We start from the raw sequence: 12,523 nt of genomic DNA on the forward strand, positions 1-12,523 counted from the left end.
GGTTGCTCATGCGAACGCCCGGTTGGTAGCCAACTCATTCCTGGGCAATTTCAAGCTCAACGAATTCACAATGAAAATGAAACTGCAAATACAGGCCGCATGAGGCCAAAAATCAACCGGAGAACTCCGCGCTGAAGCGGATGAGGACCGGGTTTAAGGTCACAGACATGACAGTTTGTTTGTGAGCAGTCGATGATCTATCGAATATTCAAAGCGGTTCGCAAAACAGTTGCTCCGGATACTCGCATCTATAACCTGAAAAGAGAACTTGCTTCATCTATCATCGTCACAGCTACAGCCAAGATAATATGGCTACAAACACGGAAAAGCGAACATGTTGAGTGACAGTTTCGTCCTTTTGACTGGTTGCTCATGCGGGGGAAAGTCAACACTGATAAGGACTTTGGGCAAACTAGGGTTCGCAACCGTTCCAGAGCCTGGACGCCGCATAGTCTCGGAAGAAATCGCTGGTGACGGCAAGGCCTTGCCATGGGTTGATACAAGGGCATTCGCGCAGCGCGCCATCGAAATGGCGCAGTCCGACTTAAAATCAGCTGATCCCTCAGAAGGCCTTGTTTTCTTTGACAGGGGGCTCATTGACGCTGCTGTTGCCTTGGAATGTGCGGGCGGCCAGGCGGCGAGGGAAATACTCGGCGGAAAGAGGCCTTACGCGAAAAAAGTCTTCGTTGTTCCGCCTTGGAGAGAACTCTTTGCGAGAGATGAAGAGCGCAGGCATGATTTCAGCATGGCGGTTCAAGAATATCATCGTATCAATCGCGCTTTGGATGATCTGGGGTATACAAAAAGAGAGTTGCCGCGGGTACGGGTTTCCGAACGGGTAGATATGATTTTGCACGAGTGTGGTGCGCTCTAGTTTTTTGCTCTGCTTCGTCTGAATATTTACCGTGTGGATTTATCGCCGCGAAAATTGCGCTTGGGAGTATGGTGAAAAGCGGTGAATAGCCGAACTGACGCCTCAAACCTGTCGTTCGTCTCATCTTTGGCGGAAGTCTTCATTGGGCCAGACGAAGACAATGGCTCCTCCGAACGGTTACGGGTTGGCCAAACTGGTTACCTGTATCCAAGTGCCACGTTCACAGCATCCGGATAGACCAACCGGTTACCCCGGACATACGCGGCAAGTGACTTTGACACATCATTGACAAGGTCCTGTTTGGCATCATCGTCAAGCGCCATGAAGGCGCCTGCGATTGGCATTGAACCAAGATGAAGGGGGACAAATTCTTCTGCCAGCGGCACATCAATCATCAGTTCCTGCCTGTGGACTGAGACCCTGGAAAATCCGGCGCTGGTCAATTGTGCGATCAACTCGTCGGTGGAGGGAGTTTCTCTTTGAGAGCGCTGCTTTTCGGCAATTTCGGGTGAAACAAACCTCTCAATAGCACGACATATCGCGTGAGTGTATGGGCTGTGACCATCCCAGATCGAAACAGCCATCCTTCCACCTGAGGAGAGCAATCGACGAAATTCGCTGAGCGCTGCCGGCTTGTCTGGAAAATAGTGATACCCGTGTTGCGACAGGATCACATCGTAGCTGGCGGAGGGTAATCCAATGTCGTTGACGTCACTCTCGATCCACCCGATGTCGAGCCCATCTGCGATTTCTTTTGCTTTGGCGAGCATGGCAGCATTTATGTCGACGCCATCGACCCGCCCCATTGGTCCGACCTTGGACTTCGCCAACCTTGTCGTGACGCCGGTTCCGCAGGCAACATCAAGGACGTTCTCGGATGCTTGCAGCGAAAGCTTGTCAACAAGAGCTTCTGCCCATCTTCCGAACCACAACGGTACCATGACCTTTTCATAAATTTCCGGGCCGCTGCCCACCAATTGAAATGTCATTTCAATTTCCTTGCTGCTTGGTGAAACGAGCAATGTTCGAGGCAGGGCCCACTGGGCATGATCTGATCAACCGAAAGCCTAGTTACTGTCGATCCTGAACGTCAAGCTGGTTCACAATTTGCCTTGCCCAATGTGTCAAAACGACGGGCAAGGTAACCTCGGGACCGGGATCATTCCGATCGGTTCATCAATCGGTTCAAACATTGCTGGTGGGTTGCTGCCTTGTGCGACCAACTGGCAGCAACATTCCTCGCATAGACCAAGTCGGCTGCGCCAAGATCATGGCCGGGTATTCACGCGTTCATGCCCGGGTCAGTTTCCGTTCGAAAAGGGAATGATCTTGTCGACGGCACTTTCCGCAAGCCTCTTCAAAACATTGGGTGTTTCACCAGCACGCGCGCGTATCGACAGCCCGTGCAAGATCAATGCAAGATGCTGAGCGGCGGTGCAGATTTCTTGCTCCGTCATCGAGCCTTTGGTTTCGTGACGAATCAGACTGGCAAACCCCTTGTCCATGCGCGCGATGACGACGGTCAGGGCCTCTTTAAACTCAGAATCCCGGGGCGACTCGGTCTGAAGGGTTGATATTGCCAGGCACCCGTAGGGGGCATCCGTGAGATCGGTCTGACCTGTATAAAGATCTATCGCGGCGATCAGAATAGCCTTGAGTCGAGGATTGGCACCCGCGGTCTGCTGGCCAGCTTCGGCCAAATAAACGTGCATGCGATCTGCAAATCGACTGATGACGTTCAGATACATGTCTTTCTTGCTGCCAAAGGCAGCATAAAGGCTTGGCCGGTTCAATCCGGTAGCCTCGGCGATCTGATCGAGGCTCGTTGCCGCGTAGCCATTCCTCCAGAATACCTGCATGACCTGATCGAGGGTTACGTCCTCGTCAAATTTGCGTGGCCGCCCGCGTCTCGTTTCCGTTTTCATTTTTTACCAATTCGCATAAAAAGATCGACATGTCTATTTTTGTGCAATACGGTACAAAAAAATGGAGGCGGGAATGGAAGCGTTTTGCGAGAGACCTGAAAAGGACGCGTTCATGGGTACCGTTCAGTGGGGAAAACGCACCGGACGTTTCAGCAGGGGACGGCTGACGCGTCCGGAGAAAGTCAAGGTACTGGTCAATCTTGCTCGAATGGCCGCATTCGAAATCAAGGATGTAACCATGGCACAACTGGGACTCATAAACGCATATGGGACCGATCTGGAAGGGTTACAGCCACCCGACACCGCTCTTGTTCGTGACGCATTCGATTTCGCGGACGACGTTCAGAATGTTGAGTTGATGCGCCATAGTTGGCGAACCTACTACTGGGCCATGCTGATCGGTGGACATCAAAACATTGCTGTCGACCGGGAAGTGCTGTTTGCAGCGGCCATTCTTCACGACGTGGGATTGGCCAAGGGCAGAAGCTCGGAACCCAGGGAGTGCTGCTTTGTCGTTTATGGCGCAGAACGCTGCAAACATCACCTCGTAAGCAAAGGGCATGACAGGGCAAAGATCGGCAGGATTTCAGATGCAATAGGCCTGCATCTGAACGGTTATGTCTCAAGCCGTGTGCACGGTTCAGAAGCACATCTGCTTTCCCGGGGGGCAATGTGTGATGTGTTTGGCATGGGGCGGCGCAGAATTGAAAAGTCCATCCGGCGCCAGATCCTCCGGGAGCACCCGGTAGGGGACCTGCGCTCGGAACTGGAGATTTGGCCTGGTCACCACCTTGAAGGAACAAGGGGAGATTTCCTCATTCGTCTCGGCAACAGAAGCAAGCAGGCATCGAACAATGCGAGCGTTCCCCAGGCCGGTGAATGAATTTCGTCTCCGGAATTGGCCGGTTTGCCCTTGAGGCAACTCAGGATGGGTCGGAAACGATTTCGGTATCTTCTCTTCCACCCCAGTCGGTCCAGGAGCCATCGTAAAGCGCAAGATCCCGTGATCCCAGGACCGTCAGGCCAAGTGTCAGGATCGCGGCGGTCACACCGGATCCACATGTCGTTGTGACGGGCTTTTCCAGGTCCACCCCGGCTTCCTGATATATCTGCTTCAACTCGTCCTTGGTGCGAAACGTGCCGCTTTCATTGATCAACCGCGTGAAGGGCAGGTTGAGCGCACTCGGCATGTGCCCGGATCTGAGCCCGGCACGCGGCTCGGGAGCCACGCCCGAAAAGCGGTCTACGGATCTTGCGTCGAGAATTTGCCTGGAAGAGGCCCGGATGGTGTTTCGAATTTCAGCAAGGTCGGCAACCGCGCCATGATTGAGCCTTGAGGTGAAATGGCTTTGAGGTTTTCGCGGAACATCGTCCGTTACCGGCCTGTTTTCTGCTCGCCACTTCGGAAAGCCGCCATCAAGCACGAATACGCGCTCGGCCCCCATGGTACGCAAGGTCCACCAGACACGTGGCGCGGAATAGAAACCAAAATCATCATAGACGACGATCGTTTGCCCGTCCCCGATACCGAGTTTGCGCATCGCTGATGAAAACACATGAGGTTGCGGCAACATGTGGGGCAGGTCTGAGGTCTTGTCGCAGATTTCATTCACATCGAAAAATACGGCGCCAGGAACATGCGCGTTTGGATAGACAGGTGGTGCGTCCGGATGGGTCACGGGGGGCATCCAGGCGTTGATGACCGCAAGATCGGGAGACTCCAGATGGTCGGCCAGCCATTGAGTTGAAACAAGAGGATGGTCGGACATTACAGCTCCTTAAGTTTCGTATAGTCCTTTTGATTTGTGCCACTCTTCAATGGACAAATCAGGATATTTCCCAAAATGGATGTCGTTGGGTCCTTCCGGAACCCCGATCCAGTCCGGCTTGTATTCAAGCATGATATGGACGGTTTCCGGCGGCCTTGGCAAGGGGGTGTCGATGACGCCGGCATGCGGGTGCAGGAGCCCGGGCCAGCGGGGGTCCCAAACCCACAAATGTGTGCCGCAAACCTTGCAGAAATGTCGTTCGGCAGGGCTCCGAGTGCCGTCTATCAACGCGTTGTAGACGAGTTTGGATTGCTCTCCGCTGGTCTTGAGACTTGCCGCATCTCCCATGAGATTGATCGCAAAACCTGCGCTGCCACCAATCTTTCGGCATATCGAACAGTAGCAGCGCATGTAAGGGTAGGGGGTCTTGCTTTCCAAACGGAATTCAACCGCCTTGCAATGGCAACTTCCTGTCAGCTGCATATTCGTGTCTCCTGAAGACTGCTCAATCGTTCAGGCGTATGCGGACCCGCCTGTTTTGCTTGCCTTTTTTCTCGGTCTTGCCGAGGGCAAGGTCACCAATTTCCGAAGTACTGGAAACATGCGTGCCACCGCAAGGCTGCAGGTCGACATCCGCTCCGATCCTGACAAGTCTTACCCGTCCGGATCCCCTGGGCGGTTTGACCGACATGGTCTTGACCAGACCCGGGTTGGCGTCGAGTTCCCCATCCATAATCCACTCGGTGGTGACGTCGTGATCACCGGCCGCCAATTCGGTCAGTGTTCTCAGCAAGATTTCCTTGTCGATTGTTTCGTCGCCCATATCGAAATCGAGTCGGCCTTCGGAATCGCCGATCTGTCCGCCTGTTACAGGATAGGGCAGTGCAACAGACAGAAGATGAAGTGCGGTATGAACACGCATCAAACGATATCTGCGAGCCCAGTCGACATGTGCGGTAACACGGGTGCCTGGTTCCGGAAGCGGTTGATTTTCTGCAGGTACGTGAACGATCGTGGTCTTGTTGTCATCGAACACGGTCGTGAAAATCTCTGTCCGGCTGCCATCGGAATATTCCAGGTGGCCCCTGTCGCCCGGTTGCCCGCCACCTGTTGCGTAGAAGACAGTGCGGTCAAGCACGATACCTCCGCGTTCATTCACACCCACGACTTCCGCTTCGCACGTACGCAGGTAGGCATCGTCACGAAACAATGGTGTGGTCATAGAAGTCTCCTGCAGAATGGAAGATGGTTGGAAGGATAACTTGGCCCCAAAACACGACCTCTGGATTTTACATCATTTCAGGCAGCAATAATCCATCACGATGGTTGCGGCGGCAAGATTGCCCATGTGAAGCGCAGTCGGTGTGTTCTGATGACCCGGATAGACGAGATCGCCCGCAGCATAGAGACCGCGAACAGATGTGCGAAAGCCTGCATCGACGTCGACATAGCCTGCATCGGTCATGGAAATGTCGAGTGATGTAACAAGACCGGTCTGCTGCTGGAAGGGGAAAATCAACAGGCAATCCAGGTCAATTGTCTCTCCGCCTGGCATTTCGATGTGGGTCAATGCACCGTTTTCGGCTCGCAAATTGATCGGCAACTCATGGTAGATGGCTGTACTCAACCGGGAAACCTGTTCAATTCGCTCTGGCGTCACGAATATGTCCGGACCGATAAAATAATGCAGGTCATCGCTCCAGTTCCGGTAGACCTCGGCAGCATCGATGACGTCTTGGCGATGCGCGTAAATTCCCCATCGTTTGTTGTGCCACTCGATTCCGTGACAGAAAGGGCAGTTGATAACACTGCGGCCCCAGCATTCTTCAATGCCGCCAAGTTCCGGGAGCAGGTCAACCATTCCAGTCGAAAGCAGAACGAATTCGGCCGTCAACAACGAACCGTCATCCCTTGAAAGCGTAAATCCATCGGCCTCGCGTCGGATGCCGGTGATACCCGTTTGCTCAAAATGTGCGTAGGGATACGAGACAATGTCGCGATGAATGGTGTCTCGGACATCAGCAGGCGTATTCCTGTCGAACCCGGGAAGCGCTGCAATGAAGGGAGACGACGCGTTTCTCGGAGGAGTATTTTTGTCAAAGACAATCGATTTGATCATCGACCGGGAAAGCGTCAATGCGGCAGCAAGTCCCGCTGGCCCGGCACCGACAATTGCAACCTGAGTGTCCATCCAAATTCCCCTTTGGTATTCAGTTGTTCGCCTGTGCCATCAGCAACTTGAACGCAAAACTGCCCAAAATCCCTGCAAACGCCCAGTCAAACGCACGCATGAACGAAGGGGAGGATTTAAGGAACTTCGTGAACGCACTTGCGCCCAGAACCATCAAGACACAAACAGGCAGGCAGAGTGCAACGAAGTATGTTCCCAGAAACAACAGTTTGCCGGTGGCGTTTGGATCAGAAGCACTTACGAACTGGGGAAGAAACGTCACGAAGAAGACGACAATCTTGGGGTTGAGAATGTTGACGCCCAGTCCTTGAAGCCACACTCGACTGAAGGATTGTTGCGGAACGCTGACAGGGTCCACAGTCAGAGACGATCCATTCCTTATGGCCTGGAAGGCGAGCCAGATGAGATAGGCGGCCCCCACGATTTTCAGGACCGTAAAGGCAAGGTCGGATGCTGCCAGAAGTGCAGACACACCGACTGCCGCGAGCACGGTGTGGACAATCAGGCCGCATGTTGCCCCCAGCACGGATGCAAGTCCAGATTTTCTGCCCTGTGTCAGCGCTTTGCTCAAAAACAGCGTCATGTCGGGACCTGGCGTGATCGTCAGGATCAGGCCCGCGGCAGTGAAGGTGAGGAGGATGGAGACATCCGGCAAACATGACATTGTTCCACGAGATCGATCTGTTCGCCCTACAATCTTTCTTAGACGCCGGGCGCTTCAGTCTGTCAACGTCGTTTACCGAAAGTGGCACGGTTTGCCGGATGACCTCCTGAATGGGTTGGAACATGCGGAGGAACATGCCTCGCTTGCTGCAGTGGTGGTGCAGCGTGCTGCCGCGTTTTACCCAGATATTTCACCAGCGCCCAGAGAGCGAGGCCTGGAAAAAGGAGAATTGTCAGGATCCTGTTCCAAAGATAGTCCTGCCCCACATCGGAGGTCAGGACTCCAGATTTGGTTCCTCTCAACAAAACAAGTGTTTCGGGAGGGCCGAACGACATGAAGAAGTATGACTGATCCAGATCCTTTTGATTGTCGGTATAGTCAAAACTGCAGCTTTGAAACAGATAGAGTTTCGAGCGGCACCTCCGATCGGAGGTTGGGACATTGGCGGGGGAAAGTGTCTCGGACTTCAACTTGATGTCTTTGAGAATTGCACCGTCCATAAAGAACAGTCCAGGTCCCAGCATCAACACAAACAGAAAGCTCAAAATCAGTTTCATGAAAACCTCATTCGGAAAATGACCGGGAGGACCATGAAAAGATCGCGTTAAAATAGATTTAAACGAAAAGTGTAATTTATAGGTGTAGTGTCATTTTCGTTTTCACGAAGCCCTTAAAGGATCGGTGACAGCAGGCGCGCACCCTGGGCAAAGACGCGAAAAGCATAGCTTCTTGAGCGGAAAGCGTCGGGCCACGTCAGTTTCGAACTTTGGAAATCGGTCTCGAGCATCGTTTCGACGTTCCCGATCATACGTTCGTGCGTAAACCACAGCGTGAGTTCGAAATTGATCTGAAATGATCTGTTGTCGAAATTCACTGTCCCGATCGATACAAGATCATTGTCCATCAGCGTAACTTTCTGATGCAGAAATCCATCCGTGTAGCGATAGACCTTTACCCCTCGCTGTACGAGCGTGTCCTCATAGGCGTGGCTCGCCAGCCAGACGGTCCAGTGGTCCCGTTTTTCCGGGAGCAAGATACGCACATCGACACCGCGCATCGCGGCTGCCGCCAGTGCAGTCTGTACGTCCAGAGACGGCACGAGGTAGGGTGTCGTGATCCAAAGGCGTTCCTTGGCTCTGGCGGCTGCCTCAACAAAGGCCAGGGCACATTCTTCCAGTTTGTCTGCTGGCCCGGTCGGCATGACCAGAACGGCCTCGTCTCCCGGCATGGGAATATCCCGGACCTGCGGCAGCTCGATCCGCTCGCCGCTTGCCCAGAGCCAGTCCTCGACAAAGGAAAGCGCACACGCAACCGCTGCCGGGCCCTCCACCTTGACGTGAGTGTCGCGCCAGTGACCGAACCATTTGTTGCGTCCCACATATTGATCGGCAACATTGTGTCCGCCGACGAAGGCTTCACGGAAATCGGTTACGACCAGTTTCCGATGGTTCCTGTAATTCAGACGCATCGGCCCAAAGAGACGCAGAAACTTGTGATTCTCGTTGAAGCCGCACACTTCGACGCCCGCATTCTTGAGCTTGGAGAGAAAGTCTCTTGAAAGGGCGTGGCTTCCGACGTCGTCGTAAAGAAGATAGACCTTCAGTCCGTCTTGCGCCCTTGCGATCAGTGCATCGGCCATTTCGCGCCCGAGGCCATCGTCTTCAATCGCGAAAAACTGGAAAAATATGACTTGTTCGGCGCGTGCAATCGCATCCTTGATCGCAGTGAACGTCGCATCGCCATCAATCAGAAGATCTGCAGTATTGCCGGCCAGAAACGGCACGCCGGCAACTCGCGTGAGGACCGGCCAGTCGCGTGTTTCTTCGTGATCGGTCAACCCGAGTTCGTCAGCACGTCTCGCCCGTTCTGCCCGGCCGAGCAGTGTCTGTATCCGGGCATAGTCGGCGAATGACTTCCAGCCGAACACGAAATAAAGCGGAACGGTGAGATAAGGCAGGAAGAACAGCGACAGCAACCAGGCAACCGAACCCTGCGATGTCCGGGAATTCATGATTTCACGAACGGCACAGACGCCCGCGACGATATACATGGCGGCAACAAACGCAGCAACAAGGCCGAGATTGTTGGCCATGACATCCAGGATGCTGACATCGACGACCGCATCCTGGATCACCGCTTTGGCGTCGGCTCCATCTTTGGCGAGGGTCGGGTCAGCTTGCCCCATGTGTTCTCATACCGCGCAATCTTCCATTCAGGCAAAAGGCGCCTGAATGGTAGTCTTTCGCTCCAGCCACTCCGGCACCGGCAAGTTCTTAGACCGCAGGAAGTCCGGGTTGTAAAGCTTGGATTGATAACGGGTGCCGTGGTCGCACAAAATGGTGACGATGGTTTTTCCAGGGCCAAGTTCAGCTGCCAGCTTTCGTGCTCCGGCTAGATTGATCGCCGTGGACCCCCCGAGCAACAGGCCTTCCTTTTCGGCGAGGTCAAAGACCAGTGGCACGGCGTCGGCGTCATCGATCGTGTAAGCATGATCCACCTTGACGTCCTGAACAATCGGTGTTTTGCGTCCAAGTCCGATGCCTTCGGATATCGAGCCACCTTGAGAAGCCACCGCTTCGCCCGTCGTGAACAGCGACTGCATTGCAGCGCCGCGAGGATCGGCACAACCAATGACAACACCGGGTTTGTTTTCCTGAAGGTATTTGGAAACACCCGCAAGCGTTCCACCCGAACCGACCGCGCAAATGAACGCATCCACACGCCCACCTGTCTGTGCCAGTATTTCCGGACCGGTGGTGAGATAGTGTGCCTTGCGATTATCGAGATTGTTCCATTGGTCTGCAAAGATAACGCCGTTGGGTTCGGTCTTTGCCATTTCCTGGGCCAGACGTCGCGCCACGTGCTGATAGTTGTTCGGATCCTTGAAAGGCTTGGCTGGAACCTCGACAAGCTCCGCACCACACAGGCGCAGCATGTCCTTCTTTTCCTGGCTCTGTGTATCCGGCATCACGATCACGGTCCGATAGCCTCTGGCGCTGGCAACCAGGGCAAGACCAATTCCGGTGTTTCCGGCGGTACCTTCCACGATGACGCCGCCCGGTTTAAGATCGCCCCGCGCTTCTGCCTCCAGAATCATCTGTCTGGCAGGCCTGTCCTTGACCGATTGACCCGGGTTCATGAATTCAGCCTTGCCCAGGATTTCACAACCGGTTTCTTCGGAAAGGGCTTTCAGGCGGATCAGCGGCGTATTGCCAATCGCATCGACAACGGAAGCGGACACAGTCATTCTTTCAATCCTGGCTGATCTGGACAGAAAACAAGGCATGGCCAGATAAGATTCAATGGGCTCCGGACGCTAATGGGAGCTGCATCCGGGATCAAGTTTGCAATTTAAGGGCTCGTCGGAGGAATGCCAGCGACAGGTACGTTTTTCTGATGATTTTTCCGCAAAACGATTGAAAGTGAGCATGGAGTTGTTCTTCAAACCCCCTAGATGAAAATTCAAATTTCAATATTTTTAGTGTAAATGATGATCTAGAAAACCTTGCACGGCGTATCGGCGTTAGTGCAAAGATGGTGTTTGGAGCTTGATGAGAGCGAAAATGGAAAAAAATGTGACCGGGATGGATGAGCTGCTGGCCGGGTATGCGGCCGGAACGCTGTCTTATCCTGCACAGGCGCTGGTTGGAGCGCACCTCGAACTCAGCGACCTGAACCGTGGTTATGTCTCGTCTCTGGAAAGCCTCGGCGGCGTAAGCCTGGGCGATGCTGATCCCGTAGCCTTGAGTGACAGGGACACGTCGCTTTCTGCCATTTTCGACGATGAGACGCCATTCTCGAACGACAACGAGCCGATCGCGAATGACAGTACCGGTCTGCCACAATCCCTGAGATCAATTGTCGGAAACTCCATGGAAGGCCTTCCCTGGAAAGCGCTTTTACCCGGTGTGAAGGAATGCAAGTTCGGCGAGATTGACGGCTGTGCAACCAGTCTGCTCTGGGTGCGCGCAGGTCGTGCCATGCCGTCCCACACCCATCACGGGACGGAGCTGACGCTCGTTCTGCAAGGCGGTTTTCGCGACGATGACGGTCACTACGTTGCCGGCGACGTCGCATTTGCGGATGATGATGTCGACCACAAGCCAATCGCCGATGAAGGCGAAGACTGCATCTGTTTTGCGGTCACCGCTGGACGCCTTGAGCTGACTGGTCCTGTCGGCAGGTGGTTTGCTCCATTTATGCGGTAAGAACAAATCCGCACTCCATGTCTTTTGCGTAGACACTGCAAAGGCCAAGGAGATCGTTATTGCCTCAGAGAAAATTTATAGCGCATCCGTCGCACGGAGTTGCATGGGTTACCGGAGCAAGCTCCGGTATCGGTCATGCGCTTGCGCTCGATCTAGCCAATGAAGGATGGCGGGTTGTTGTAACCGCACGTTCAGAAAAGGCACTGCAGGAGCTCAGCTGCAAGGCTCAGGAAATGCCGGGAGAGATAATCGCGCTTCCAGGTGATGTTCGAAACACGCAGCTGATGAAGGACCACTGTAACGCTATCGAACAGGAATTTGGCGGCGTAGCTCTGCTTGTTGCAAATGCCGGGATCTATCTGCCACAGGACGGTCTAAATGCAGATGTAGAGGCATTTCGGACGAGCTTCGACGTGAACCTGATGGGTACCGTCAATGTCGTCCTTCCGGCAATCGACGCAATGAAGGAGAGGGGACGTGGGCAGATTGCCATAGTCTCTTCAGTGGCCGGATATAGGGGGCTGCCGACATCTGCGGCCTATGGCGCGTCCAAGGCCGCGCTAATCAATTTTGCAGAATCGCTGAAGTTCGATCTCGACCTGGCCGGTATTCGCATCCAGCTGATCAATCCGGGATTTGTCGATACGCCGGCAACGCGATCCAATCCGTTCCCGATGCCGCATCTCATCACAACCGGCGAGGCTGCCAGGGAAATCCTGGACGGAATGAAACACCCCACACGCTTCGAAATCGCGTTTCCCAAAGCTTTCGTCAGACAACTGAAAGCGTTGGGGCTGTTGCCGTATCGCGCCTATTTTTCACTTGTTGCAAGAACAACCGGCTGGAACAAGAAACACCGGGCCGGATAAGAGCCGGCCCGGATGTTCCTCTG

General features: G+C 54.1%; 14 protein-coding genes. 4 read left to right on the forward strand and 10 right to left on the reverse strand.

From position 1 onward, the window contains the following. Nucleotides 1-334: 334 nt before the first annotated feature. Nucleotides 335-874 carry an AAA family ATPase gene (locus LA5095_RS28865; RefSeq protein ID WP_055121269.1) on the forward strand — a complete coding sequence of 180 codons (540 nt, stop codon included), beginning with the start codon at nucleotides 335-337 and terminating at the stop codon, nucleotides 872-874. A 197-nt stretch (nucleotides 875-1,071) separates the two neighbouring features. Here LA5095_RS28865 and LA5095_RS28870 read toward each other — a convergent pair whose 3' ends face one another. Both LA5095_RS28870 and LA5095_RS28875 read right to left on the reverse strand, forming a co-directional pair. Further along, a complete protein-coding gene (locus LA5095_RS28870) occupies nucleotides 1,072-1,863 on the reverse strand; it encodes a class I SAM-dependent methyltransferase (protein ID WP_055121270.1) in 792 nt (263 codons plus the stop codon). Between the two features lie 312 nt (nucleotides 1,864-2,175). Further along, nucleotides 2,176-2,799, reverse strand: coding sequence for a TetR/AcrR family transcriptional regulator (locus LA5095_RS28875; protein ID WP_055121271.1), 624 nt, complete (start codon nucleotides 2,797-2,799; stop codon nucleotides 2,176-2,178). A 73-nt stretch (nucleotides 2,800-2,872) separates the two neighbouring features. Here LA5095_RS28875 and LA5095_RS28880 point away from each other — a divergent pair, with 73 nt between their 5' ends. Then, nucleotides 2,873-3,682, forward strand: a complete 810-nt coding sequence (locus LA5095_RS28880) for an HD domain-containing protein (RefSeq protein WP_208992907.1) — start codon at nucleotides 2,873-2,875, stop codon at nucleotides 3,680-3,682. A gap of 40 nt (nucleotides 3,683-3,722) precedes the next feature. Here LA5095_RS28880 and sseA read toward each other — a convergent pair whose 3' ends face one another. The 8 genes from sseA to LA5095_RS28920 all read right to left on the reverse strand — a co-directional run bounded on the left by sseA (nucleotide 3,723) and on the right by LA5095_RS28920 (nucleotide 10,670). Beyond that, complete coding sequence (gene sseA, locus LA5095_RS28885; RefSeq protein ID WP_029065713.1) at nucleotides 3,723-4,568, reverse strand: 3-mercaptopyruvate sulfurtransferase; 846 nt, start codon at nucleotides 4,566-4,568, stop codon at nucleotides 3,723-3,725. 9 nt (nucleotides 4,569-4,577) lie between these two features. After that, nucleotides 4,578-5,051 carry a GFA family protein gene (locus LA5095_RS28890; protein WP_055121272.1) on the reverse strand — a complete coding sequence of 158 codons (474 nt, stop codon included), beginning with the start codon at nucleotides 5,049-5,051 and terminating at the stop codon, nucleotides 4,578-4,580. 22 nt (nucleotides 5,052-5,073) lie between these two features. Beyond that, nucleotides 5,074-5,790 carry an alanyl-tRNA editing protein gene (locus LA5095_RS28895; protein WP_055121273.1) on the reverse strand — a complete coding sequence of 239 codons (717 nt, stop codon included), beginning with the start codon at nucleotides 5,788-5,790 and terminating at the stop codon, nucleotides 5,074-5,076. Nucleotides 5,791-5,862: 72 nt separating this feature from the next. After that, nucleotides 5,863-6,759 carry an NAD(P)/FAD-dependent oxidoreductase gene (locus LA5095_RS28900; protein WP_055121274.1) on the reverse strand — a complete coding sequence of 299 codons (897 nt, stop codon included), beginning with the start codon at nucleotides 6,757-6,759 and terminating at the stop codon, nucleotides 5,863-5,865. A gap of 19 nt (nucleotides 6,760-6,778) precedes the next feature. Then, a complete protein-coding gene (locus LA5095_RS28905; RefSeq protein ID WP_055121275.1) occupies nucleotides 6,779-7,423 on the reverse strand; it encodes a LysE family translocator in 645 nt (214 codons plus the stop codon). Between the two features lie 62 nt (nucleotides 7,424-7,485). Further along, nucleotides 7,486-7,980 carry a hypothetical protein gene (locus LA5095_RS28910; RefSeq protein WP_055121276.1) on the reverse strand — a complete coding sequence of 165 codons (495 nt, stop codon included), beginning with the start codon at nucleotides 7,978-7,980 and terminating at the stop codon, nucleotides 7,486-7,488. 113 nt (nucleotides 7,981-8,093) lie between these two features. Continuing rightward, nucleotides 8,094-9,608 carry a cardiolipin synthase gene (gene cls / locus LA5095_RS28915; RefSeq protein ID WP_055121277.1) on the reverse strand — a complete coding sequence of 505 codons (1,515 nt, stop codon included), beginning with the start codon at nucleotides 9,606-9,608 and terminating at the stop codon, nucleotides 8,094-8,096. A 27-nt stretch (nucleotides 9,609-9,635) separates the two neighbouring features. Further along, nucleotides 9,636-10,670: a cysteine synthase A gene (locus tag LA5095_RS28920; RefSeq protein WP_055121278.1), complete on the reverse strand. Its 1,035-nt coding sequence runs from the start codon at nucleotides 10,668-10,670 to the stop codon at nucleotides 9,636-9,638. A gap of 316 nt (nucleotides 10,671-10,986) precedes the next feature. Here LA5095_RS28920 and LA5095_RS28925 point away from each other — a divergent pair, with 316 nt between their 5' ends. Next, nucleotides 10,987-11,631 carry a ChrR family anti-sigma-E factor gene (locus LA5095_RS28925; protein WP_055121279.1) on the forward strand — a complete coding sequence of 215 codons (645 nt, stop codon included), beginning with the start codon at nucleotides 10,987-10,989 and terminating at the stop codon, nucleotides 11,629-11,631. A 59-nt stretch (nucleotides 11,632-11,690) separates the two neighbouring features. After that, nucleotides 11,691-12,500 (forward strand): SDR family NAD(P)-dependent oxidoreductase, encoded by an 810-nt coding sequence (locus LA5095_RS28930; RefSeq protein ID WP_055121280.1) that lies wholly within the window; start codon nucleotides 11,691-11,693, stop codon nucleotides 12,498-12,500. Nucleotides 12,501-12,523 lie beyond the last annotated feature (23 nt).

Origin of the sequence: Roseibium album (genome assembly GCF_001404515.1) — a bacterium.
GTDB lineage: Bacteria > Pseudomonadota > Alphaproteobacteria > Rhizobiales > Stappiaceae > Roseibium > Roseibium album.